Source organism: Streptomyces sp. NPDC014801 (assembly GCF_043082085.1).
In the GTDB taxonomy this organism is placed as follows: domain Bacteria; phylum Actinomycetota; class Actinomycetes; order Streptomycetales; family Streptomycetaceae; genus Streptomyces.
Genome location: NZ_JBIBXG010000011.1, coordinates 52,662 through 74,215 on the forward strand (window position 1 = coordinate 52,662; position 21,554 = coordinate 74,215).

Here is a 21,554-nt window from a genome sequence, read left to right on the forward strand (position 1 = left end):
GTGCGCGGGATTTTTCTGCGCTCCGGTCGGCCGGGTGTCGATCCGGGCGGGTGCCGTTCGTGTAGGAGGTGGAAGAACCCGACGAGGCCGAGGAGGCCGTCATGAAGTACTACCTGCTCAGCGTGATGCAGCCGGCCGGCGAGCCGCCCGCGCCCGAGGTGCTGGCCGGGATCGGCCGCAACCTGGAGGTCTTCCACCGGGAACTGCGCGAGGCCGGGGCCTGGGTGTTCGCCGGGGGACTGCACGGGCCGGAGTCCGCGACCGTCCTGCGGCCGAAGGCCGGCGACGTGCTGATCACCGACGGGCCGTACGCCGAGGGCAAGGAGCACCTCGGCGGGATCTGCCTGATCAAGGCGCCCGACCTGGACGCGGCCCTGGCATGGGGCCGCAAGGCCGCCCTGGCCACGACCCTGCCGATCGAGGTGCGCCCCTTCATGGGCGAAGCGGACGGATGACCGCCGACGTCGAGGCCGTCTTCCGCGCCGAGTACGGTCGCGCGGTCGCCGTCCTCGTCCGCTTCCTCGGCGACATCGACCTCGCCGAGGAAGCGGTCCAGGACGCCTTCACCACCGCCCTGCGGACCTGGCCGGAGCGGGGCGTGCCGCCGAGCCCCGCCGGATGGATCATCACCACCGCCCGCCGGCGCGCCATCGACCGGCTGCGCCGCGAGGCCGGCCGCGACGCCCGGCACGCCGAGGCGGCCCGGCTGTACGCCCCCGACCCGCCCGCCGAGGAGGGACCCGTGCGCGACGACCGGCTCCGCCTGATCTTCACCTGCTGCCACCCCGCGCTCGCCACCCCGGCCCAGGTCGCCCTCACCCTGCGGCTGCTCGGCGGGCTCGGCACCGACCGGATCGCCCGCGCCTTCCTCGTGCCCGAACCGACCATGGCCCAGCGTCTCGTCCGCGCCAAGGCCAAGATCCGCGACGCCCGCATCCCCTACCGCGTACCCCGGGACGCGGACCTGCCGGAACGGCTGCGCGGGGTGCTGGCCGTGGTGTACCTGATCTACAACGAGGGCCTCACGGGCGACCCCGAACTGTGCGCCGAGGCCGTACGGCTCGGCCGGCTCCTGGCCGACCTGATGCCGGACGAACCCGAGGTCCTCGGCCTGCTCGCGCTGATGCTGCTCACCGAGTCGCGCCGCCCGGCCCGCACCGACGCCTCCGGCGCCCTGATCCCGCTGCCGGAGCAGGACCGCTCCCGCTGGGACCGCGCGCTGGTCGTGGAGGGGCAGGAACTGGTCCGTCGCTGCCTGCGCCGGGGCCGGCCCGGGCCGTACCAGATCCAGGCCGCGATCAACGCCGTGCACAGCGACGCGCCGACCGCGCAGGACACCGACTGGGACCAGATCCTCCAGCTGTACGACCACCTCATGGCCCTCACGCCGAGCCCGGTCGTCGCCCTCAACCGCGCGGTCGCGGTGGCCGAGACGGAGGGCCCCGGGCCGGCCCTGGTCCTGGTCGACGCGCTGGACCTGGACGGTTATTACGTCCTGCACGCCGTACGTGCCGAACTGCTGCGCCGGCTGGGGCGCACCGCGGAGGCCGTCGAGGCCTACGACCGGGCGCTCGCGCTCGACCCGGGCCCGGCCGAGCGCGGTCATCTGGAGCGCCGCCGGCGAGCGCTGGCCGGGTGAGGTGGATCACCCTCGCACGCCCCGGGAATTCATTGCAGAACCTGAAAGGTTGGCATTTGCATCAACCTTCAGGAGGAACCGTGAACCAGAACCCCGAGCAGATCGCCGCCACCGTCGCCCGGCTGCGCGCGACCTTCCGCACCGGCCGCACCCGGCCCGTCGCCTGGCGCACCGCCCAGCTGCACGCCCTGCGCGCGATGCTCACCGAGCAGGGCGCCGAACTGGCCGCCGCCCTCCACGCCGACCTCGGCAAGAGCGAGCCCGAGGCCTACCGCACGGAGATCGACTTCACGGTCCGGGAGATCGACCACACCCTCGACCACCTCGACGCCTGGCTGCGCCCCGAGCCCGCCCCCGTCCCGGCCCACCTCGGTGCCGACGCCACCGCCTGGACGCAGGCCGACCCCCTCGGCGTCGTCCTCGTCATCGCGCCCTGGAACTACCCCGCGCAGCTTCTGCTCGCCCCGCTCGTCGGCGCCCTCGCCGCCGGCAACGCCGTCGTCGTCAAGCCCAGCGAACTGGCCCCCGCCACCTCGGCCGCGCTGGCCCGGCTGCTGCCCGCCCACCTCGACACCGAGGCCGTCGCCGTCGTCGAGGGCGGGGTCCCCGAGACCACGGCCCTGCTCGCCGAGCGGTTCGACCACATCTTCTACACCGGCAACGGCACCGTCGGCCGGATCGTCATGCGCGCCGCCGCCGAGCACCTCACCCCGGTCACCCTCGAACTCGGCGGCAAGTCACCGGCGTTCGTCGACGCCGGCACCGACCTCGACGTCGTGGCCGACCGGCTGGTGCGCGGCAAGTTCCTCAACGCCGGGCAGACCTGCGTCGCCCCCGACTACGTCCTGACCGACCCCGCCACGGCCGCCGCCCTCGAACCGGCCCTCGCCGCCGCCGTGGAGAAGGTCTACGGACCCGACCCGCGCACCGCCCCGCACTACAGCCGCATTGTCAACGAGCGCCACTTCGACCGGCTCACCGCCCTGCTCGACTCCGGCCGCGTGGTCACCGGTGGCGGCAGCGACCGGGCCGCGAAGTACATCGCGCCGACCGTCCTCGCCGACGTCGATCCGAAGGCGCCCGTCATGCAGGAGGAGATCTTCGGGCCGATCCTGCCGATCGTGACCGTCGACGGCCTCGACGAGGCGATCGCCTTCGTGACCGACCGCGACAAGCCCCTCGCCCTCTACGTCTTCTCCGCGTCCGACGACACCCGGCGCCGCTTCGCCGCCGAGACCTCCTCCGGAGGACTCGGCTACGGTCTGCCGCTCGCCCATCTCACCGTCCCCGACCTGCCGTTCGGCGGCGTCGGCGAGAGCGGCATGGGCAACTACCACGGCCGCTGGTCCCTGGAGACCTTCAGCCACCGCAAGGCCGTCCTGGACAAGCCGCTCGCCTGAGCACCGCCCCACCGCACGGATAGGATCCGCCGATGACCACGGAAACGATCACCGCCGAGCACGCGGGCACCTGGACTCTCGGCGACCTCACCGTCAGCCGCGTCGGCCTCGGCGCGATGCGGCTGACGGGCAGTGCCGCCTTCCACCACGGCACCCCCAGCGACCGCGACCGGGCGATCGCGGTGCTGCGCCGGGCGAGGGAGCTCGGCGTCGACCACATCGACACGGCCGCGTTCTACTTCTCCTCCCTGCGCTCGGCGAACGAACTGATCAACAGCGCCCTCGCGCCGTACCCGGACGACCTGGTGATCGCCGCCAAGGTCGGCCCGTTCCGCACCTACACGGGGGAGTGGGGCACCTCCGCCCGGCCCGAGGAGCTGCGCGGGCACGTCGAGGAGAACCTGCGCCAGCTCGGCCGCGACCACCTCGACCTGGTCTACCTGCGCAGGATGAGCCAGGAGTCCGTCGGCGAGCACTTCGGCGCCCTCGCCGCGCTGCGCGACGCCGGCCTGATCCGCCACCTGGGCCTGTCCAACGTCGAGCCGCGCCATCTCGCCGAGGCGCAGGCCATCGCCCCCGTGGTGGCCGTGCAGAACCGCTACGGGATCGACCACCGCACCCCCGCGAGCGAGGAACTCCTGCGCCTGTGCGGCGAACAGGGCATCGCCTTCGTCCCGTTCTACGCCGTCGCCGGCGAGGCCGCCGAACAGGGCGCGACCACCGCGCACGACGACGCGGTGCTCGACATCGCCCGCGCCCACGGCGCGAGCCCGGCGCAGATCCGGCTCGCCTGGACCCTGCACCAGGGCCCGCACGTGCTCGCCATCCCCGGCACCGGCAACCCCGCCCACCTCGCCGAGAACGTGGCGGCGGGCGCCCTGCGCCTCACGGACGACGAGCTCGCACGGCTGGGCAACGAGCGTGCCCGCTGAGGCCGTTCAGCCCGCGTAGGCCGTCACCGGGTAGTGGTCGGAGAGGTTCGTGTACGTGTAGTCGGTGCCCCAGCTCGACACCGTCCAGGGCGCCGACTCCTCCTTGACCACCTCGTTCTTCCACACCGCGGGGCGGACGTGACCCGCGCGGAACAGGACGAAGTCCAGGTCCTCGCGCGGATCGTCCGGGTAGCGGTAGCGGGCGACGGAGTTCTCCTGGGTGTCGAAGGAGTACGGGTGCCCGGTGCGCGCGTCCGCCCCGACGAGCCCCGCGTCGCCGAGCATCGAGCCGTACTCGGCGCTGCGCGAGTCCACGTTCATGTCCCCGGCGACCAGCACCTCCTCGTTCGCCGGGATGTTCTTGGCGTCGAGGAAGGCGTCGATCGCCTTGAACTGCCGGCTGCGCAGGGCCGCCGCCTCGCCCGGGTCGCAGCCCGGGTCGGTCGACTGCGCGTGCGTGCCGACGACGTGCACCTTGGTGCCGTTCACGTTCAGCACCACGTACGCGAAGCCCTTGTTCGACCACCAGTCCGCCCCGCAGGCGTCCCGGTAGACGTACTGCTCCTTGCGCAGGACAGGCCACTTGCTGAGCACGGTGACCCCGCCGTCCTCCGGCGTCGTCGCGCTGTACGCGCCGCCGGTCGCGTCCCAGCCGTCCTTGCCCCGCCCCACCACGGGCGTCTGGTAGGGGTACGCGCCGGCGGCGGCGCTCTTCAGCGCGTCCGAGGCCGAGTTGTCGAACGCCTCCTGCAGCACCACGACGTCGTTGCCCTGGAAGAAGGACGCCTTCGCGATCGCGGCGGCGCGGTGGTCCTGACCCCAATTCGGGTACAGGTTCCGGCTCATGAGGAACGTGTTGTACGTCAGCACCCTCAGCTTCGGCGCGGGGTCGGCCGCGGCCGCGGGCGCCGCGCCGGCCAGTGCGGCGGCGGGGAGGGCGAGGGCGAGCACGGCTGCGCCCAGGGTGCGGCGCGGTGCGGGTGGCGTCACTGGATCTCCCTGTGGGTGAGGGGCGTTGAGTGGCGCGGCACATCAAACCACCGGGAATTACCGCCGGGTAACCCCTGGGAGGGCGGAGGATGGCCTCCGGGCGGCGATCAGCCCGGGCATTCGCTTCAGGAGGTTCCGACGATCAAGCCGTCCGCTGTGAGGGTCGGGCCACTGTCTGGCCCCATGAGTGGGTGCGGGCCTCGTGCAGCAGCTCGTGCCCGCACGCCGGACCAGTAGCAGTCGCCTGCACCCTCCAGGGGGAGGCCGAGCGCCTCGACGAACAGCTTGCGGTACGTCTCCACGTCCCCGTCGACGAGCACGACGTCCTGCGTGTCGCCGAGCGCCGGCCGGGCACGCCGGCCGTGGTGCAGATCGCGGCCGGTGGGGTTGGCCGCCCGGGTCGACAGCCAGAAGGATTCGCCGTCCCGGGCGAACCAGAGCGCCACCAGGCACGGGATCCCGTCGGCGTCCGCCGACGCCACCCACACGTCCCGTTCGCGCCCCAGCCGCGCCAGCACGTCCCCCTTGCGCCGGGCCGCGTCCCGCGGCTCGTCCGTGATCTTCATGCCGGCGACGCCGGCCCCCGGCCGGGAGCGCCGCCTCGGCCCGGTCCCGGCCGGGATGCGGCCTTCGTCGTACGTCCGAGACGCCGGCGAACAGGCCTCCAGCCCAGGACTGGCGTCCCACACGTTTTACGTATAACCTCTCCCGCTAACCCCCCGCACGGAAGGTTCCGATGAGACGCATCGCCCTGGTCACCCTCGTCGTCGACGACTACGACGAGGCGGTCCGCTTCTACACCGAGGCCCTCGGGTTCCGTCTCGCCGAGGACGCCCCGCGCCCCGACGGCTCCCGCTGGGTCGTCGTCGAGCCCGGCGCCGGCACCTCGGGGACCGGGCTGCTGCTGGCCCGGGCCAAGGGCGAGGACCAGGCGGCCCGCGTCGGCGACCAGGCCGGCGGGCGCGTCGGCTTCTTCCTGCACACCGACGACTTCGCCCGCGACCACGCCCGGATGACGGCCGCCGGCGTGACCTTCCTGGAGCAGCCGCGGCACGAGCCCTACGGCACGGTCGCCGTCTTCCAGGACCTCTACGGCAACCGCTGGGACCTCCTCCAGCCCGCTGGCTGACCCCGCGCCGCCACCCCCGAACCACCCCGCTCGACGAAAGACACACCATGAACGCTACGCGCGTAGACGCCGATGTGATCCGCCGCCTCCCGAAGGCCGTCCTGCACGACCACCTCGACGGCGGCCTGCGCCCCGCCACCGTCGTGGAGCTGGCCGCCGAGGTCGGGCACACCCTGCCCACCACCGACCCCGAGGAACTGGCCGCCTGGTACTACGACGCCGCCAACTCCGGTGACCTGGTCCGCTACATCGCCACCTTCGAGCACACCCTCGCCGTGATGCAGACCCGCGAGGGCCTGCTGCGCACCGCCGAGGAATACGTCCTCGACCTCGCCGCCGACGGCATCGTCTACGCCGAGGTGCGCTACGCCCCCGAGCTGAACACGCGGGGCGGGCTGGCCATGAGCGAGGTCGTGGAGACCGTCCAGGAGGGTCTCGCCGCCGGTATGGCCAAGGCGGCCGCCGCCGGCACGCCCGTGCGGGTCGGCACCCTGCTGTGCGGCATGCGGATGTTCGACCGGGTGGGCGAGGCCGCGGACCTGGCCGTCGCCTACCGCGACGCCGGTGTCGTCGGCTTCGACATCGCCGGCGCCGAGGACGGCTTCCCGCCCGCCGACCACCTCGCCGCCTTCGAGCACCTGCGCCGCGAGAGCGTGCCGTTCACCATCCACGCCGGCGAGGCGCATGGCCTGCCCAGCATCCACCAGGCCCTCCAGGTCTGCGGCGCGCAGCGCATCGGGCACGGCGTGCGGATCACCGAGGACATCGTCGACGGCAAGCTGGGCCGCCTCGCCTCCTGGATCCGCGACCGGCGGATCGCGCTGGAGATGTGCCCGACGTCCAACCTGCAGACCGGCTGCGCCACCTCCATAGCCGAGCACCCGATCACCGCGCTGAAGGACCTCGGCTTCCGGGTCACCCTGAACACCGACAACCGGCTGGTGTCGGGCACCACGATGACCCGCGAGATGTCCCTGCTGGTCGAGCAGGCCGGCTGGACGCTCGCGGACCTGCGCACCGTCACGGTCAACGCCCTCAAGAGCGCGTTCATCCCGTTCGACGAGCGCAAGGCCCTCATCGAGGACGTCGTCCTGCCGGGCTACGCGCTCTGAAGCAGCCCGCGGACGTAGGCGGCCTGTCCGACGTGCTGCAGATCGTCGGACAGGACGCTCACCAGGCGCACCCCGAGGGTGACCGGCGGGTCCCAGCGCTCGTCCACGATGCGCTCCAGGTCCTTGGCGGCGAGGGAGCGCAAGGCGGACAGGGTCTGCTCGTGCACGGCGTCGTAGTAGCCGGTGAGCAGGTCGGGGGAGTCGACGCGGACCTTGCCGACCTTCGCGGAGGTGTGACCGTACCCGGTGTCCCGGCGCGGCAGGCCGAGGCCGAACCGCTTCTCCCAGTCCTGGGTCAGCCACACCTGGTCGAGGTCGAAGGCGTCCGCGATGTGGTCGTCCTGGACGCGGGTGAGGTGCCACACCAGCCAGGCGATGGAATTGGCGTCGGCGGAGGGGCGGGCGTTGAGCTCGTCCGGGCCCAGCCCCTCGACCACGGCATGGACTTCTTCCCGGATGCGGCCGATGCCGTCGATGAGGATGTCCTTCGCATGCATACGACCACCATCGCGCAGCCGGAGCCGCGGCGCCCCCTGTTCGCGGATCACCGTGCGCCGGGCAGGCCGGGTAGGCGGTCGCCCGTGTGCGTCCCTCGGGATCACGCGCCGTACGTCTCCCGCAGCGCCATCAGGGCCCTGGCCGCCGGGCTGGTGGACTGGGCGGGCGGCAGCAGGGCCACCGTCTCGTAGGCGGGGCGGTCCGCGCCCTTGACCGGGAGGGCGGTCAGGGACGGGCGCTTGTGGCGGAAGTGGCGCGGCACGACGGCGATCCCGAGGTTCTCGTCGACCAGGTCCAGCAGGCTGTGCACGTCGTTGACCTCCAGCGCGACCGTGCGCCGCACCCCGTCCGCGGTGAAGGCGGCGTCGGTGGCGCGGCGCGGGCCCCAGTCGGGGTGGAAGTCGACGAAGACCTCGCCGCCGAGGTCGTCGAGCGTGACCGGGGCGCCGGTGACGGCCAGCCGGTGCGTGGGATGGCACAGCACCGTCATCGGCTCGCCGGCCAGCGCCACCGAGCGCAGCTGGTCGCTGTCGGCCTGGGTGCGGTAGGCGAACGCGCAGTCCAGGCGCCCGGCCGCGACCTCCTCGGCGAGCGCGCCCGAGCCGGTCTGCCGCAGCCGGATCTCGACGTCCGGATGCCGCCGCCGGAAGGCCGCGAGCAGCCCGGCCACGTTCACCCCGGCGATGCACTGCTCGGTGCCCAGGGCCAGCGTGCCGCGCAGTACGCCCTGGACCGCGGCGACCGCCTCGTGCGCGGCCCGTACCCCGGCCAGGATCCGCTCGGCCTCGCGCAGCAGGGCGCGCCCGGCCTCGGTGAGGGTGACCCGGCGGGTGGTGCGCACGAACAGCGGGGTCTGCAACTCCCGCTCCAGTGCGCGGATCGACGCCGACAGGCCGGACTGGGACACCATCAGCCGTTCGGCCGCCCGGGTGAAGTGCTGGTCCTCGGCGACGGCCACGAAGTGCTGGAGATGGCGCAGTTCCATGATTGAGCAGCCTAACCGCTGAATCCCATCGGATTCTTCTGTTGGACCACTGCCCCCAGGTCAGGCCAGAGTGGGTACCGGTTCCCCGCACCGGAAACCGTGCCTTACCCCTCATGGAGTCGCGTTGTACACCGCACATCCCGACCGTTACGCGGACATGCCCTACCGGCGCACCGGACGCAGCGGCCTGAAACTGCCGGCGCTGTCGCTCGGATTGTGGCACAACTTCGGCCCGGACCGCCCGGCCGAGACCCAGCGGGCCATCCTGCGCACCGCCTTCGACCTCGGTGTCACCCATTTCGACCTGGCCAACAACTACGGCCCGCCGCCCGGCGCCGCCGAGGAGGCCCTCGGCGAGGCGCTGAAGGCGGACTTCGCCGCCTACCGGGACGAGCTGGTGATCTCCACCAAGGCCGGCTACCTGATGTGGCCCGGGCCGTACGGCGAGTGGGGCTCGCGCAAGTACCTGCTGTCCTCCCTCGACCAGAGCCTGAAGCGGATGGGCCTGGACTACGTCGACGTCTTCTACTCGCACCGCCCCGACCCGGACACTCCTCTGGAGGAGACGATGGGCGCGCTGCACTCGGCGGTGCAGCAGGGCAAGGCGCTGTACGTCGGCGTCTCCAACTACTCGGCCGAGCAGACCCGTGAGGCCGCCCGCATCCTGGCCGACCTCGGCACTCCGCTGCTGATCCACCAGCCGCGGTACTCGATGCTCGACCGGCGCCCGGAGGAGAGCGGCCTGCTCGACGCCCTCGACGAGCTCCAGGTCGGCTCGATCGCCTACTCGCCGCTGGAGCAGGGCCTGCTCACCGCCCGCTACCTGGACGGCATCCCGGAGGACTCCCGGGCGGCGAGCGACAGCCCGTTCCTGCAGCGGGACGCGGTCACCGCGGACCTGGTCGCGAGCCTGCGCGAGCTGAACGAGATCGCCTCCTCCCGCGGTCAGTCGCTGGCCCAGATGGCGCTGGCGTGGGTGCTGCGCGGCGGCCGGGTCACCTCCGCGCTGGTCGGCGCGAGCAGCCCGCAGCAGCTGCGGGACAGCGTCGCGGCCACGGCCAACCTCGCCTTCGACGACGAGGAGCTGGCCCGGATCGACGCGGCGATCAAAGGCTGAACCGCGCGTCCGGGCGCCGCGCGGGCGGCTGCGGCGGCTGATCAGCGGCCGAGGCGCTCGGTGAGCCGGACGGTCACCGTGTCGCCCGCCTCCTTGCCGATGGCCCGGCGGACGTCGGCCTTGACGGGGAGCTTGTGGGTGCCGTCGCCGAGCGCCATGAAGGAGCTCTCGAAGGGGTGGCCGTCGACGGTCCCGCGCACCTTCACCAGTCCGCGGGTGCCGAAGAAGGCGACCGATTCGGGCCAGAGCAGATAGGTCCAGCCGCCCTTGCTCGGGCTCTTGCGCAGGACGGCGGTGAAGGCGGCGTCCAGCGCGGTGTGCGTGGTCATGATGTCCTCCGGCGGTCGGTGGTCCTGCGAGTGCGGACCCCCGGCCGCCGGAGAACTCATCGGTCCGCCCGGTCAGGCCCCGGCCGGCACCCGGTCCAGGAAGCCGAGAACGGCACGGATGCGGCCCTCGCCGTCCAGGGTGATCACGTCGGAGCCGGCCACCGGCGCCGAGCCGTCCGCCTCGCTCACCAGCTCCCACGAGAAGCGGGCCGTGTCGTGGTGCCCGTCCACCGCGCCGGTCAGCCGGAAGACGAACCCCGGGAACTGCTCGCGGACGCCGGCGATCAGGGCGGCGACGCCGTCGTGGCCGCGCACGAAGGCGAGCGGGTCGGTGTAGGAGCCGTCGGCGGTCCAGGCGGCGGCCACCGCCTTGGCGCGGGCCTCGGCGCCGTCGGCGTTCCAGGCCTCGAAGTAGCGGGCGACGGCGGAGTCGTAGCGGTCGGTGGTCACGGACATGGGGAATCACCCTCCACGAGGTCGTACGTCCTGGTCGGAACCCGGACCGGGGCTCGGTGCGATCCGGTGACTCCACGGTGCCCGAGCGGGCCGGTGGGGTCGATTACCCCGGAGGTAAGGAGGCCCGGCCGGACCGTCCGCTGCGTTTCGGCCAGTAAGGGCCCGGAATATGCCAGGAGACTGGCCGGAAAGTCATGGTGACAGTGTTTCAGCCGTGAACATACTCGGACACGTGCGGTAGTCCACCGCACACGAGCCGCACCGAAAGCGAGGCCCGGCGCGCGAGCGACCGACGGGGGAGTGGGACGGTGCACGACGAATTCCTGTGCCATGTCACGGCGTACGGGGTCTGCGACGGCCGGCGCATCGGCGTACCGCTCGGCACCTACCGGGCGCCCACGCTGGCGCTCGCCCTGTGGTGGCTGCGCGACCGGGCCTCCTGGATCGCCGAACGGCTGGACCCGAGCCCGCAGAGCGCCGCCTATCCGCCGAGCGCCCTGGTGCCGGTCGCCGACACCGTTCCGGACGTGCCCGCCGTGCTGCGCGCCTGGTGCGCGGACCTGGCGGGGCAGGAGCAGGTCGCCGACGCGCTGGCCGCCGGGCGGCTGATCCGGGTCGCCGCCCGCGACGACACCACCGAGTACGAACTGCTCGCCGAGTCCGTCGACGCGCTGCGCATGCAGCGGGCCGCCCCGGTGCTGGTGGCGCCGGTCGCCTGACCCGCCGTCCCCGGCCCGCGCGACGCCCTTCGTCACTCGAACGGCGGAGAAGGGGCCGAATCGGTAGAATCCTGGCATGGCGGAGCGCCCTGTCGCGTCGACCGCGCCCGAGCTCGTGCTGGAGACCGACTCGGGTACCACGGTGATGACCCCCGGCCGTGACTACCACGTCGGCCGCGACCCCCTGTGCGACATCGTCCTCGACGACGCCCGGGTCTCCTGGCACCACGCGGTGCTCCACCCGGACGCCGGACACTGGACCCTCCACGACGACCACAGCACCAACGGCACCTGGGCCGACGGGCGGCGCGTGCACGAGTGGAGCGTCGGCCCCGGCACCGTCATCCGGTTCGGCAACCCCGCCGACGGCCCCTGCGTCGTCCTGGTCGGCGCGCCCACACCCGCGCCCGCGCCCGAGCGGCCCTCCGGCGTGTCGATGCCGGCCCTCACCGGCACCTTCGCCCGGCCCACCACGGTGCGCCCGCTGCCCACCCGGACCGTCCGCATCGGCCGCGCCTCCGACAACGACCTCGTCCTCGACGACCTCGTCGTCTCCCGCCGCCACGCCGAACTGCGCCACCTGCCCGACGGCACCTACGAGATCGCCGACCTCGGCAGCCACAACGGCACGTTCCTCAACGGACGGCCCATCGAGGTCGCCACGATCGGGCAGGGCGACATCGTCGGCATCGGCCACTTCGCGTTCAGCCTCGTCGGCGACCAGCTGCAGGAGTACGTCGACACCGGCGAGGTCTCCCTCGACGTCCAGGACCTCACGGTCGCCGTCGACCGGGGCCGCAAGACGCTGCTGGACCACGTCTCCTTCCCGGTCGGCCAGAAGTGCCTGCTCGCCGTCGTCGGCCCGAGCGGCGCCGGCAAGTCCACCCTGCTCGGCGCCCTCACCGGGCAGCGCCCCGCCGACCACGGCACCGTCCTCTACGACGGCCGCGACCTCTACCGGGACTACGCCGAGCTGCGCCAGCGCATCGGACTCGTCCCGCAGGACGACATCCTGCACCCCCAGCTGACCGTCCGCGCCGCGCTCTCCTACGCCGCCGAGCTGCGCTTCCCGCAGGACACCGTGAAGGCAGAACGGCGCGCCCGCGTCGAGGAGGTCATCCGCGAACTCGGCCTCGAACAGCGCGCCGGACAGCCCGTGCACAGCCTCTCCGGCGGCCAGCGCAAACGGGTCAGCGTGGCCCTGGAGCTGCTCACCAAGCCGTCGCTGCTCTTCCTCGACGAGCCGACCTCCGGACTCGACCCCGGCATGGACCGCTCGGTGATGCACATGCTGCGCGGCCTCGCCGACGACGGCCGCACCGTCATCGTCGTCACCCACAGCGTCCTCAGCCTCGACGTGTGCGACCGGCTGCTCGTCCTCGCCCCCGGCGGACGCGTCGCCTACTACGGGCCGCCCGACGAGGCACTGCCCTTCTTCGGCTTCGACCAGTGGCCCGAGGCCTTCGAGGCCTTCGAACGCGACCAGGACCGCGACTGGGCCGGCCAGTACCGCACCTCGCCGCAGCGCCGCCGCTACGCCGACGCCGGAGCGCAGCCGCGCGTGCCCCGCGAGGGCCCGGTGATCATGGAGCCGCCGTCCCCGCCGCGCAGCTGGAGCGCCCAGCTCGGCACCCTGATCCGCCGCTACACCGCCGCGCTCGCCGCCGACCGCACCTTCCTCGCCATCATGATCGCGCTGCCGTTCGTGATGGGCGCCATGGCCCGCGCGCTCGCAGGCAGCCACCTCACCCGCGACTCCGCGATGAACGCGCTGCTCATCCTGTGCGTCGGCGGCGTCCTGACCGGCGCGGCCAACGCCGTGCGCGAACTGGTCAAGGAACGGGTGATCTACCAGCGGGAGAGAGCCGTCGGCCTGTCCAGATCGGCGTACCTGATGTCCAAGGTCGTCGTCCTCGGCACGATCACGATCCTCCAGGCGGTCGTGCTGACCCTGGTCGCGCTGGCCGGCGTCGACCTGAACGCGCCCGGCGGCAAGGGCGTGCTGATGCCGCCGCTGGTGGAGATCACGGTGGCGGTCGCGCTGCTGGCGTTCACCGCGATGATGCTCGGCCTGCTGGTGTCCGCCCTGGTGCGCAAGGAAGAGGTCACCATGCCGCTGCTGGTGCTCCTCGCCATCGTCCAGGTGGTCTTCTGCGGGGCCCTGCTCAAACTCCACGGCGTGCCCGGACTGGAACAGCTGGCCTGGCTGGTTCCCTCGCGCTGGGCGCTCGGCGCGATGGCCGGCACCGTCGGGCTCGCGCGGATCGTGCCCGGCACCCTGACCTCCGACCCGCTGTTCAGGCATTCGGCCGGGGTGTGGCTGCTCGACATCGGGATGCTGCTCGTGCTGTCCGCGCTGTTCGGCTGGGTGGTGGCCCGGCTGCTGCGCCGCCACGAACCCGTCGTGATGCGGAAGTAGGGCCGCGATGAGCACGCCGGCACCCGGCTTCGCGCCCACCCACGTCGTCCCCCGGGCCGGCCTGCCCGCCTGGGAGGAGCCCGACCCGGCCCGCCCCACGGTCGCCCTCGACCCGCTGCTGCCCGTGCGGCTGGTGGAGCGGCGCGGCGACTGGGGCCACGTCGTGTGCGCCAACGGCTGGTCCGCCTGGGTCGACGGCCGTCTCCTCGTCGCCGTGCCCCAGGACCCGCCGCGCTCCGGCGGACCCCTCGCCGCGACGGCCGACCCGCGTCCGCTGCTCTCCGGCGCGGAAGCGGCCCTCGCCCGCTACCGCAGCGCCGTCGAGGACCTCGCGGCCGGCGCCCTGGACGGCGAGACCTTCCGCCGGCGCACCCACGGCACCCGTATCGGTGTCGTCGTCGACGGGGAGGACGTGTGGCTGTTCGACGCCGCGCACGAACGGTGGGTGTATGCGGACGGGACCCGGCTGACCCCCTACGCGGCCGACGGCGCCCCCCGCGCGGACGCCCGCCCGGCCGGCGGCGCACCCCGCGCGGACGCCCGTCCGGCCGGCCGTGCCGCCGGTGACGCGCCCGGCGCCGACCCGCCGGACACCCACGCCGCCACCCGCGTGGTGAGACCCGATGAGCCGTGACACCAGCCTGTTCTCCGGCCGCCCCTCCGACCTCATCGGCCGCCAGGTCGCCGGCTACCGCATCGAGGACGAGATCGGACGCGGCGGCATGGCCGTCGTCTACCGCGCCCACGACCTGCGTCTGGACCGCACGGTCGCGCTCAAGCTCCTCGCGCCGGAACTCGCCCGCAACGACACCTTCCGGGGGCGTTTCGTGCACGAGTCACGGGTGGCCGCCGCCATCGACCACCCGCACATCGTGCCCGTCTTCGAGGCCGGCGAGACCGACGGCATCCTCTACATCGCCATGCGCTACGTCGCCGGCAGCGACCTGCGCCACCTGCTGGACCGGCGCGGCCCGCTGCCGCTCGGCACCGCCGTGCGCATCGCCGCGCAGGTCGCCTCCGCGCTCGACGCCGCCCACGAGCACGGCCTGGTCCACCGGGACGTCAAGCCCGGCAACATCCTCGTCTCCCGCGGCACCGACAGCGACCACCCCGAGCACGTGTACCTCACCGACTTCGGCCTGACGAAGAAGTCGCTGTCCCTGACCGGCTTCACCACCGTCGGCCAGTTCGTCGGCACCCTCGACTACGTCGCCCCCGAGCAGATCTCCGGCCGCCCCGTCGACGGCCGCTGCGACGTCTACGGCTTCGCCTGCGTCGTCTACGAGTCCCTCGCCGGCCGTCCGCCGTTCCGCCGCGAGGACGACATGGCCCTGCTGTGGGCCCACCAGTACGACGACCCGCCCCCGCTCACCGAGGCCCGCCCCGACCTGGACCCGGCCGTCGACGCGGTGTTCGCCCGCGCCCTCGCCAAGAGCCCCGAGGAACGTCACCCGACCTGCCTCGTCTTCGTCGCCGACCTGCGCGCAGCGGCGGCGGGCGGCCCGGCCGGCGGCCACCCGCCGACGAAGGTGGACCTCGGCGCCGTACCCCGCGCGGCGCAGCAACCGAAGGCACCACCGGGCTGGGCACGGCCGGTGTTCGAACCCGGCCCCTAGGGGGGGCTAGACCGACGCCGGATCCGACGGGGCCGGGGCGCGGGGGCCCCTGCGGCCCACCCGCACCGCCGCCAGGGAGCCGAGGAAGCCGGCCACCAGGCCCCACAGCAGCGCCCAGCCCATCGCCGACCAGATGTCCGGCCGCAGGAACAGCTGTCCGGACAGCCCGCCCCCCAGGTCGCCGACGCCCAGCAGGGACAGGCCGTAGTGCGCGGAGATCCGCCCGACCAGACAGATCATCAGCACGGTCAGGGCGAGCGCGATCGCCAGGTGCACCGCGTGCTGCCACGGCCGGACCCGGGCCGGCGAGCGCACGGCCATCACGAACGCCGCCCCGAGCAGCAGCACCGCCACCACGACCACCAGCCACCACACCCTGCTGTCGTGCTCGGCGAGCGTGCGCAGGTTCAGCGTGGAGACGTCCGGGGTGCGCAGCACCTCGTCCAGCACATGCGGCATCGGCAGCCCGAACGGCCCGTCGACCCGGCCGTGCCAGGTCGCACCGAGACCCAGGGTGAACGCCAGCCAGACCACGTTCGGCAGCCCCAGCAAGATCACCGCGAACGTCTCCGCCGCGTGGCCGCGGGTCGCCGCGACGACCAGGCCGGCCACCGCGCCCAGGGCGACCGACGCGAGCAGCAGCGCCACCATCGCGTACGCCGCCGGGCGCACCGAGTCCGCGAACCGCACCGCGCGCGGCGGCAGCGGCGCCCCGCGGGCGACCAGCAGCGCCAGCGCCAGCACCCCGGCCAGCCACAGCAGACCGAACAGCACCGTCAGCGGCACGTCCGTGGTGAAGCCCACCTCGGGCCGGATGCCGAAGATCTCGCCGAGATCGCTCAAGGTCTCGTTGCCGATCGGGATCGCGAACGTGTGGCGGGCGGCGAAGGCCAGGCCGAGCAGGGCCGGCAGCCACAGCAGCGCGATCCGCCCGGCCCACCCCGCCAGCTCGGCACCCCCCGTCACGGCCCGGTGCCGCAGCGGCCGCAGGAAACCCCACGCCACCACCAGCGCGCCGACCAGCGTCACCGACAGCGGCATCACCGTCACCCCGGCGCCCGTGTCGGCGAGCGACCCGGCGCTGCCGGTCACCTCGACCGAACCGCCGACGGCCGTGACGAGGGTCGCGGCCACCACACGCCAGAAGCCGCCGTCCGGCAGATCCGCCGCGCCCGCCGCCCACAGCCCGAGCGCCGCCGTCACCCCCATCACGACGAGTCCGGCCACGACCGTGACCAGGGCCTGACCCCAGCCGTGCCGGGCCACCACCGGGGCGGACGTGGTTCGCTGGCTCACATCGCCACGCTAAGCAGGCCCCGGCCCGCCCGCGCGCCGGGAGAGCCGTCCGCGTCGGCCCGCCCCGTTCTCCCTGGTCGCCGTGGAGCGCCTCGCGTGCGCTCGCGAGCCGGGCCCCGGCGTGTCCACAATGAGGTTGGTGTGGATTGTGGTGGCCGACGGGACTGAGAGGCCGCGCAGAACCCACGCGGGAAGAGGAGCTCGTGAGCGTCCAACCCCCCTCCTCGGGCCGCCCGACCGGACCGCCGTCCGGTCCCCTCTCCGGCGGCGGCTCCGCCCAGCCGCCCTCCGGACCGCCCGCGCAGCCGTCCGGTGGCGGGCCCCAGGCCCCCGAGCCACGCCGCCCCTGGTGGAAATCCGTGCCCCGGGTCGCCGCGCTCGCCGCGGTGATCGTGGCCGCGGTGGTCGTCGCCGTCGTCCTCAGCCGCCCCGGCGGCGGCTCGGGCAACAGCGCCGGCAGCGACCGCAGCGGTGGCGAGGTGTTCCTGCAGCCCGCCGCCGCGACCGGGCCCGACCCGTTCACGCCGTCCACCGCCGTCGACAGCTCCGCCCCGCCCGCCTCCCCCTCCCCGGCCACCGAGTCGGCGCCCGCGAACGCGGTCCGCGCCGTCGACGGCGCGGCGCCCGGCCTGTACGGCGGAACCCGCAAGGTGTCCAGCTGCGACGTCGAACGGCAGATCCGCTATCTGCAGGCGGACCCGGAGAAGAACCGCGCCTTCGCCGCCGTGGCGGGCGTACGCGCCGACCAGGTGCCCTCCTACCTGCGCTCCCTCACCCCCGTGCAGCTGCGCATGGACACCCGGGTCACCAACCACGGCTACCGCGACGGCGCCGCCACCAGCTACCAGGCCGTCCTCCAGGCGGGCACGGCCGTCCTGGTCGACGCCCACGGCATGCCCGGCGTGCGCTGCGCCTGCGGCAACCCGCTCACCCCGCCGGTCGCCCAGCAGGGCAGCGTCCGCCGCGTCGGCGACGCCTGGCCGTCGTACCGCTCGTCGAACGTCGTCGCGGTCGAGCCGAGCACGCGGATCGTGGAGGTCTTCGTGCTGTACGACCCCGACCACCGCGCCTGGGTCGCCCGGGACCGCGGGGACACCGGAGCGCACGACAAGAACACGCACCCGCCGGCGTCCCCCACCCCCTCGGCAAGTGTGTCGGCCCCCACGAGCACGCCGCCGTCCTCCGGCTCCTCGACTCCGGGCCCGACACCGCCCTCCTCGCCGTCGACCCCCTCCTCGCCGCCGACGAGCGAGCCGCCGACCAGCGTGCAGCCCCCGTCGAGCGCGCCGCCTCCCTCCAGCGCGCCACCCCCGTCGAGCGTGCAGCCCCCGGCCAGCGCGCCCTCCCCGCTCAGCGTCCCGCCGCCGAGCAGCGCGCCGCCCGCGAGCTGATGCGCGCTGTGACCGACACCGCTCGGCGAGGCGACCGGCACGGGGAGTGCCCGGCGAGTCTCGGGGTAGGGGCACAGATGCATCAGACGTCCGGCCAGTCCGGCTTCCTAGAGAGACACGCATGACCGAGCACCTGGGCGAGGAAGTGATAACAACGGGTTTCGACGTGCCCGTGGAGCCCCTGAGACGGGCCACCCACTACACCGGGGAACCCGGCAGCATCGCCGAAGCACGCGGCTTCACCGCGCAGTTCGTCGAGCAGCTGCGCGTCGAGTGGTGCGCGCGGATCGGCGAGCGCGCCGAGGAGGCGCTGCTGCTCGTCGCCAGCGAGCTGGTCACCAACGCCGAACGGCACAGCAACGGGCCGTACATCCTGGAGCTGGAGGGCACCGACACCGCCGTCACGGTGTCCGTCTACGACAGCAGCGTCGCCCTCCCGATGCGCTTTCCGCGCGACCCGGAGCGGGTCGGCCGGCACGGGCTGGAGATCGTCCACGCCCTGGCGGCGGAGGTGACCGCGGAGCGGGTGCCCGTCGGCAAGCGGGTCCGCGCGCTCGTCCCTCTGCACACGGACTGAGCGGGCGGCACACCCTCCCGGCAGGTCGTCCTCCCGGGGCAGGTGCACCGCCCGCCGTCGTTCTTTCTCAGGCGCAGCCCAGCTCGCCCAGCATGCCCTGGCGCAGCCGCGTGATGATCCGCTTGATCAGCCGCGAGACGTGCATCTGGGAGCAGCCGAGCCGCTCACCGATCTCCGCCTGCGTGGCCTCCTCCACGAACCGCATGTGCAGGATCTGCCGGTCGCGCTCGTCCAGCTCGGCCATCAGCGGGGCCAGCGACTGGAAGTCCTCCACCAGCCGCAGCCCCTCTTCCTCGACGCCGATGAAGTCGGCGAGGACGGCCTCGCCGTGCTCCGGTCCGTCGCCGGTGAGCGCGGCGTCCAGCGAGGAGGAGTTGTACCCGTTCGCGGCGATCTGCGCCTCGACGACCTCCTTCTCGGAGATGTTCATCAGCGTCGCCAGCTCCGCGACCGTCGGCTCCCGGTCCAGCCGGCTCGCCAGCTCGTCGCGGGCCTTGGCCAGCTCCACCCGCAGCTCCTGCAGCCGCCGCGGCACGTGCACCGCCCACGTCGTGTCGCGGAAGAACCGCTTGATCTCACCGACGATGTACGGCAGCGCGAAGGAGGTGAACTCCACCTCGCGCGAGAGTTCGAACCGGTCGATGGCCTTGATGAGGCCGATCATGCCGGTCTGGACGATGTCCTCCATGTCGTCCCCGCGGCCGCGGAACCGGCCGGCGGCGAAGCGGACCAGGGACATGTTCATCTCGATGAGGGTGTTGCGGGCGTACTGGTACTCGTGCGTGCCCTCCTCGAGTTCCGCCAGACGCCGGAAGAACTGACGGGACAGTGCCCGTGCGTCCCGCGGGGCGATCGTCCGCGGGTCCTCGACTCCCGGCAGCGGACCCTCGCCCGTGCCGGTCCCGGCGGCCTTCGCGTCGACCTGTGCCTCAGACCCGATCACGGCGGTGGACATCGGCTTTCCCTCCCACGGAAGTAACAGTGCGGCTTTGGCGCTGCCCCTCCGCCTACCCGGAGTCGAGCGGGACATGCCACCCGGTTCGCGAGAGTGCCGGAAATCCTTTCCCACCGCCGGACGCACGACACTTCACCCAGGGCGGAACGCCGAGGCCTTCCGCCCGCCAACACGGCTTCTAGGCTGGGTGGGTGAGCACTCAGACGCCGAACCAGCCCGGCACCCGGACCGCCGACGAAGCCCGAGTCATCCCGTTGCGCCCCGCGGCCGCCCGCCCGCCGCAACGCCCCGCCGTCAAGGAGCCCCTGTGGCGCGACCTGGTCGGTGACGTCCTGCGCCGCGAACGCCAGGCGCAGGAGCGCACCCTCAAGGACGTCGCCGAGGCCGCCCGGATCTCCATGCCGTATCTGTCGGAGGTGGAGCGCGGCCGCAAGGAGGCCTCCTCGGAGGTCCTCGCGGCCGCCGCCCAGGCGCTCGGCCTGAGCCTCGCCGACCTGCTGGGGCGCGCCCAGGGCGAGCTGATCCGGCTCACCTCCCGGACCGCACCCCGGGGCCGCACGACGACGTCCACCGCGGCGCCGTACAACGGCCTGTGCCTGGCCGCCTGAGGGCGCGGCGGCTCACGGGATCCGGACCTGGCGCTTGCCGAGCACCTCGTCGGCCAGCCCGTACTCCACCGCCTCCCGCGCGGTGAACACCTTGTCCCGGTCCATGTCCGCGCGCAGCGTGGCGACGTCGTGGTGCGTGTGCCGGGACAACACCTCCTCCACCTGGGCGCGGATGCGGACCATCTCCTTGGCCTGCAGGGCGAGATCGGACACCGTGCCCTGCCGGCCGCCGGAGGCGGGCTGGCCGAGCAGCACCCGCGCGTGCTCCAGCACGAACCGCCTTCCCGGGTCCCCGCCGGCCAGCAGCACGGCCGCGGTGGAGGCGGCCTGGCCCACACAGAAGGTGGAGATGGGCGCCTGCACGAACGTCATCGTGTCGTAGATCGCCATCAGCGAAGTGAACGATCCGCCGGGGGAGTTGAGGTAGATCGCGATCTCGTGCTCCGGGGCCGCCGACTCCAGGTGGAGCAGCTGGGCGATGACGACGTTGGCGACGCCGTCGTCGATCTCGGTGCCGAGGAAGATGATCCGCTCGTTCAGCAGCCGGCTGAACACGTCGAAGGACCGCTCGCCCTGCGGGGTGCGCTCGATGACGTTCGGAATCGTGTAGGTGCCCATGCTCACAGTCCCATCCGTCGCCGGGTGGTGGCCGGGCGGACGTCCGCGAAGGACTCCACGACCCGGTCCACCATGCCGTACTCCCTGGCCTCCTCGGCCGTGAACCAGCGGTCGCGGTCGCCGTCCCGGGAGATGGTCTCCGGGCTCTGACCGGTGTGCTCGGCGGTGATCCGCTCGATGGTCCGCTTGGTGAACTCCAGGTTCTCCGCCTGGATCTCGATGTCCGCGGTGGTGCCGCCGATGCCCGCGGACGGCTGGTGCATCATGATCCGCGCGTTCGGCAGCGCGTACCGCTTGCCGGGCGCCCCCACGCTCAGCAGGAACTGGCCCATGCTCGCCGCGAAGCCCATGGCCAGCGTGGAGACGTCGTTGGGGATCAGCCGCATGGTGTCGTAGATGGCGAGGCCCGCGTGCACCGAGCCGCCGGGGGAGTTGATGAACAGGCCGATGTCGGTGCGGGGGTCCTCCGCGGACAGGATCAGCAGCTGCGCGCAGACCCGGTTGGCGGAGACCTCGTCGACCTGGGTGCCCAGCAGCACGATCCGTTGCCCGAGCAGCTGGGCGGCGAGGTGGTCGTCGAACCGGGTCGGCGGGGTGTCGCCCTCCTCGGCGCGGGGGGCGAGGGCGGTGAGTGGAGTCATGGGATCTCCCGTCGCGTGGTGATGGCCGTCGGCTTCACTCTCGTCGCGGGACGGCCCGCGCAGGCCATTTGTCTGCCCGTGGCAGATTCGCCCCGGGCAGAGCACGCGGAGAGGGGTGGCGTACGGG

24 protein-coding genes are annotated in these 21,554 nt (G+C 73.3%); 14 read left to right on the plus strand and 10 right to left on the minus strand.

The features are described 5' to 3' along the window. The first annotated feature begins 101 nt into the window (after positions 1–101). The 4 genes from ACF1AL_RS26085 to ACF1AL_RS26100 all read left to right on the plus strand — a co-directional run bounded on the left by ACF1AL_RS26085 (position 102) and on the right by ACF1AL_RS26100 (position 3,971). Positions 102–455, plus strand: coding sequence for a YciI family protein (locus ACF1AL_RS26085; protein ID WP_366839894.1), 354 nt, complete (start codon positions 102–104; stop codon positions 453–455). Next, positions 452–1,639: an RNA polymerase sigma factor gene (locus tag ACF1AL_RS26090; RefSeq protein WP_391827627.1), complete on the plus strand. Its 1,188-nt coding sequence runs from the start codon at positions 452–454 to the stop codon at positions 1,637–1,639. Before ACF1AL_RS26085 ends, ACF1AL_RS26090 begins: the two co-directional genes overlap by 4 nt. 80 nt (positions 1,640–1,719) lie before the next feature. Beyond that, positions 1,720–3,039 (plus strand): aldehyde dehydrogenase family protein, encoded by a 1,320-nt coding sequence (locus ACF1AL_RS26095; RefSeq protein ID WP_391827629.1) that lies wholly within the window; start codon positions 1,720–1,722, stop codon positions 3,037–3,039. 32 nt (positions 3,040–3,071) lie between these two features. Next, positions 3,072–3,971, plus strand: a complete 900-nt coding sequence (locus tag ACF1AL_RS26100) for an aldo/keto reductase (RefSeq protein ID WP_391827631.1) — start codon at positions 3,072–3,074, stop codon at positions 3,969–3,971. A 6-nt stretch (positions 3,972–3,977) separates the two neighbouring features. Here ACF1AL_RS26100 and sph read toward each other — a convergent pair whose 3' ends face one another. Together sph and ACF1AL_RS26110 are read right to left on the minus strand one after the other, a co-directional pair. Next, on the minus strand, positions 3,978–4,961 hold the full coding sequence (gene sph / locus ACF1AL_RS26105; protein ID WP_391827633.1) for a sphingomyelin phosphodiesterase: 984 nt from the start codon (positions 4,959–4,961) through the stop codon (positions 3,978–3,980). A 125-nt stretch (positions 4,962–5,086) separates the two neighbouring features. After that, on the minus strand, positions 5,087–5,527 hold the full coding sequence (locus tag ACF1AL_RS26110; RefSeq protein ID WP_391705649.1) for a pyridoxamine 5'-phosphate oxidase family protein: 441 nt from the start codon (positions 5,525–5,527) through the stop codon (positions 5,087–5,089). Between the two features lie 170 nt (positions 5,528–5,697). Between ACF1AL_RS26110 and ACF1AL_RS26115 the strand changes: the two genes are divergently transcribed. Both ACF1AL_RS26115 and ACF1AL_RS26120 read left to right on the plus strand, forming a co-directional pair. Then, positions 5,698–6,090, plus strand: coding sequence for a VOC family protein (locus tag ACF1AL_RS26115; protein WP_391827635.1), 393 nt, complete (start codon positions 5,698–5,700; stop codon positions 6,088–6,090). Between the two features lie 47 nt (positions 6,091–6,137). After that, positions 6,138–7,202, plus strand: a complete 1,065-nt coding sequence (locus ACF1AL_RS26120) for an adenosine deaminase (RefSeq protein ID WP_391827637.1) — start codon at positions 6,138–6,140, stop codon at positions 7,200–7,202. On the opposite strand, the gene ACF1AL_RS26125 is transcribed toward ACF1AL_RS26120, so the two are convergent. Then, complete coding sequence (locus tag ACF1AL_RS26125) at positions 7,190–7,699, minus strand: DinB family protein (protein ID WP_391661292.1); 510 nt, start codon at positions 7,697–7,699, stop codon at positions 7,190–7,192. The two genes, ACF1AL_RS26120 and ACF1AL_RS26125, sit on opposite strands and share 13 nt — an antisense overlap. A gap of 101 nt (positions 7,700–7,800) precedes the next feature. Continuing rightward, positions 7,801–8,685, minus strand: a complete 885-nt coding sequence (locus ACF1AL_RS26130) for a LysR substrate-binding domain-containing protein (protein ID WP_391827639.1) — start codon at positions 8,683–8,685, stop codon at positions 7,801–7,803. A 124-nt stretch (positions 8,686–8,809) separates the two neighbouring features. Here ACF1AL_RS26130 and mgrA point away from each other — a divergent pair, with 124 nt between their 5' ends. Next, positions 8,810–9,802 (plus strand): L-glyceraldehyde 3-phosphate reductase, encoded by a 993-nt coding sequence (mgrA, locus tag ACF1AL_RS26135; protein ID WP_386419592.1) that lies wholly within the window; start codon positions 8,810–8,812, stop codon positions 9,800–9,802. A 41-nt stretch (positions 9,803–9,843) separates the two neighbouring features. Here mgrA and ACF1AL_RS26140 read toward each other — a convergent pair whose 3' ends face one another. Continuing rightward, positions 9,844–10,131 carry a DUF1905 domain-containing protein gene (locus ACF1AL_RS26140; RefSeq protein WP_391705655.1) on the minus strand — a complete coding sequence of 96 codons (288 nt, stop codon included), beginning with the start codon at positions 10,129–10,131 and terminating at the stop codon, positions 9,844–9,846. Positions 10,132–10,203: 72 nt separating this feature from the next. After that, on the minus strand, positions 10,204–10,587 hold the full coding sequence (locus ACF1AL_RS26145; protein ID WP_391705657.1) for a nuclear transport factor 2 family protein: 384 nt from the start codon (positions 10,585–10,587) through the stop codon (positions 10,204–10,206). Between the two features lie 308 nt (positions 10,588–10,895). Here ACF1AL_RS26145 and ACF1AL_RS26150 point away from each other — a divergent pair, with 308 nt between their 5' ends. The 4 genes from ACF1AL_RS26150 to ACF1AL_RS26165 all read left to right on the plus strand — a co-directional run bounded on the left by ACF1AL_RS26150 (position 10,896) and on the right by ACF1AL_RS26165 (position 15,341). After that, positions 10,896–11,306, plus strand: coding sequence for a hypothetical protein (locus ACF1AL_RS26150; protein WP_391705660.1), 411 nt, complete (start codon positions 10,896–10,898; stop codon positions 11,304–11,306). A gap of 76 nt (positions 11,307–11,382) precedes the next feature. Beyond that, positions 11,383–13,725, plus strand: coding sequence for an FHA domain-containing protein (locus ACF1AL_RS26155; protein ID WP_391705663.1), 2,343 nt, complete (start codon positions 11,383–11,385; stop codon positions 13,723–13,725). Between the two features lie 7 nt (positions 13,726–13,732). Beyond that, on the plus strand, positions 13,733–14,359 hold the full coding sequence (locus ACF1AL_RS26160; RefSeq protein WP_391705666.1) for a hypothetical protein: 627 nt from the start codon (positions 13,733–13,735) through the stop codon (positions 14,357–14,359). Continuing rightward, complete coding sequence (locus ACF1AL_RS26165) at positions 14,349–15,341, plus strand: serine/threonine-protein kinase (RefSeq protein WP_391705669.1); 993 nt, start codon at positions 14,349–14,351, stop codon at positions 15,339–15,341. Before ACF1AL_RS26160 ends, ACF1AL_RS26165 begins: the two co-directional genes overlap by 11 nt. Before the next feature lie 6 nt (positions 15,342–15,347). Here ACF1AL_RS26165 and ACF1AL_RS26170 read toward each other — a convergent pair whose 3' ends face one another. After that, positions 15,348–16,637: a streptophobe family protein gene (locus tag ACF1AL_RS26170; protein ID WP_391827641.1), complete on the minus strand. Its 1,290-nt coding sequence runs from the start codon at positions 16,635–16,637 to the stop codon at positions 15,348–15,350. 203 nt (positions 16,638–16,840) lie between these two features. Between ACF1AL_RS26170 and ACF1AL_RS26175 the strand changes: the two genes are divergently transcribed. Beyond that, the gene (locus ACF1AL_RS26175; protein ID WP_391705672.1) at positions 16,841–18,028 is read left to right on the plus strand and encodes a DUF6777 domain-containing protein; all 1,188 of its coding nucleotides are present in this window, start codon (positions 16,841–16,843) and stop codon (positions 18,026–18,028) included. Positions 18,029–18,149: 121 nt separating this feature from the next. After that, the gene (locus ACF1AL_RS26180; protein ID WP_366839829.1) at positions 18,150–18,605 is read left to right on the plus strand and encodes an ATP-binding protein; all 456 of its coding nucleotides are present in this window, start codon (positions 18,150–18,152) and stop codon (positions 18,603–18,605) included. A 67-nt stretch (positions 18,606–18,672) separates the two neighbouring features. Here ACF1AL_RS26180 and ACF1AL_RS26185 read toward each other — a convergent pair whose 3' ends face one another. Further along, the gene (locus ACF1AL_RS26185) at positions 18,673–19,560 is read right to left on the minus strand and encodes an RNA polymerase sigma factor SigF (RefSeq protein WP_391778294.1); all 888 of its coding nucleotides are present in this window, start codon (positions 19,558–19,560) and stop codon (positions 18,673–18,675) included. A 191-nt stretch (positions 19,561–19,751) separates the two neighbouring features. On the opposite strand from ACF1AL_RS26185, the gene ACF1AL_RS26190 reads away from it, so the two are divergent. Next, complete coding sequence (locus ACF1AL_RS26190) at positions 19,752–20,168, plus strand: helix-turn-helix transcriptional regulator (protein ID WP_366839827.1); 417 nt, start codon at positions 19,752–19,754, stop codon at positions 20,166–20,168. A gap of 12 nt (positions 20,169–20,180) precedes the next feature. On the opposite strand, the gene ACF1AL_RS26195 is transcribed toward ACF1AL_RS26190, so the two are convergent. Beyond that, positions 20,181–20,786, minus strand: a complete 606-nt coding sequence (locus ACF1AL_RS26195) for an ATP-dependent Clp protease proteolytic subunit (RefSeq protein ID WP_366839892.1) — start codon at positions 20,784–20,786, stop codon at positions 20,181–20,183. 2 nt (positions 20,787–20,788) lie between these two features. After that, the gene (locus ACF1AL_RS26200; protein WP_366839826.1) at positions 20,789–21,427 is read right to left on the minus strand and encodes an ATP-dependent Clp protease proteolytic subunit; all 639 of its coding nucleotides are present in this window, start codon (positions 21,425–21,427) and stop codon (positions 20,789–20,791) included. Positions 21,428–21,554 lie beyond the last annotated feature (127 nt).

Bases quoted from the DNA above. Each gene is read 5' to 3' on its own strand.
- ACF1AL_RS26120 (WP_391827637.1), top strand. From the start codon at position 6,138: ATGAACGCTACGCGCGTAGACGCCGATGTGATCCGCCGCCTCCCGAAG.
- ACF1AL_RS26165 (WP_391705669.1), top strand. From the start codon at position 14,349: ATGAGCCGTGACACCAGCCTGTTCTCCGGCCGCCCCTCCGACCTCATC.
- ACF1AL_RS26195 (WP_366839892.1), bottom strand. From the start codon at position 20,786: ATGGGCACCTACACGATTCCGAACGTCATCGAGCGCACCCCGCAGGGC.
- ACF1AL_RS26200 (WP_366839826.1), bottom strand. From the start codon at position 21,427: ATGACTCCACTCACCGCCCTCGCCCCCCGCGCCGAGGAGGGCGACACC.
- ACF1AL_RS26110 (WP_391705649.1), bottom strand. From the start codon at position 5,527: ATGAAGATCACGGACGAGCCGCGGGACGCGGCCCGGCGCAAGGGGGAC.
- ACF1AL_RS26180 (WP_366839829.1), top strand. From the start codon at position 18,150: ATGACCGAGCACCTGGGCGAGGAAGTGATAACAACGGGTTTCGACGTG.
- ACF1AL_RS26085 (WP_366839894.1), top strand. From the start codon at position 102: ATGAAGTACTACCTGCTCAGCGTGATGCAGCCGGCCGGCGAGCCGCCC.
- ACF1AL_RS26130 (WP_391827639.1), bottom strand. From the start codon at position 8,685: ATGGAACTGCGCCATCTCCAGCACTTCGTGGCCGTCGCCGAGGACCAG.
- ACF1AL_RS26125 (WP_391661292.1), bottom strand. From the start codon at position 7,699: ATGCATGCGAAGGACATCCTCATCGACGGCATCGGCCGCATCCGGGAA.
- ACF1AL_RS26140 (WP_391705655.1), bottom strand. From the start codon at position 10,131: ATGACCACGCACACCGCGCTGGACGCCGCCTTCACCGCCGTCCTGCGC.
- ACF1AL_RS26160 (WP_391705666.1), top strand. From the start codon at position 13,733: ATGAGCACGCCGGCACCCGGCTTCGCGCCCACCCACGTCGTCCCCCGG.
- ACF1AL_RS26185 (WP_391778294.1), bottom strand. From the start codon at position 19,560: ATGTCCACCGCCGTGATCGGGTCTGAGGCACAGGTCGACGCGAAGGCC.
- ACF1AL_RS26090 (WP_391827627.1), top strand. From the start codon at position 452: ATGACCGCCGACGTCGAGGCCGTCTTCCGCGCCGAGTACGGTCGCGCG.
- ACF1AL_RS26100 (WP_391827631.1), top strand. From the start codon at position 3,072: ATGACCACGGAAACGATCACCGCCGAGCACGCGGGCACCTGGACTCTC.
- ACF1AL_RS26155 (WP_391705663.1), top strand. From the start codon at position 11,383: ATGGCGGAGCGCCCTGTCGCGTCGACCGCGCCCGAGCTCGTGCTGGAG.
- ACF1AL_RS26145 (WP_391705657.1), bottom strand. From the start codon at position 10,587: ATGTCCGTGACCACCGACCGCTACGACTCCGCCGTCGCCCGCTACTTC.
- ACF1AL_RS26115 (WP_391827635.1), top strand. From the start codon at position 5,698: ATGAGACGCATCGCCCTGGTCACCCTCGTCGTCGACGACTACGACGAG.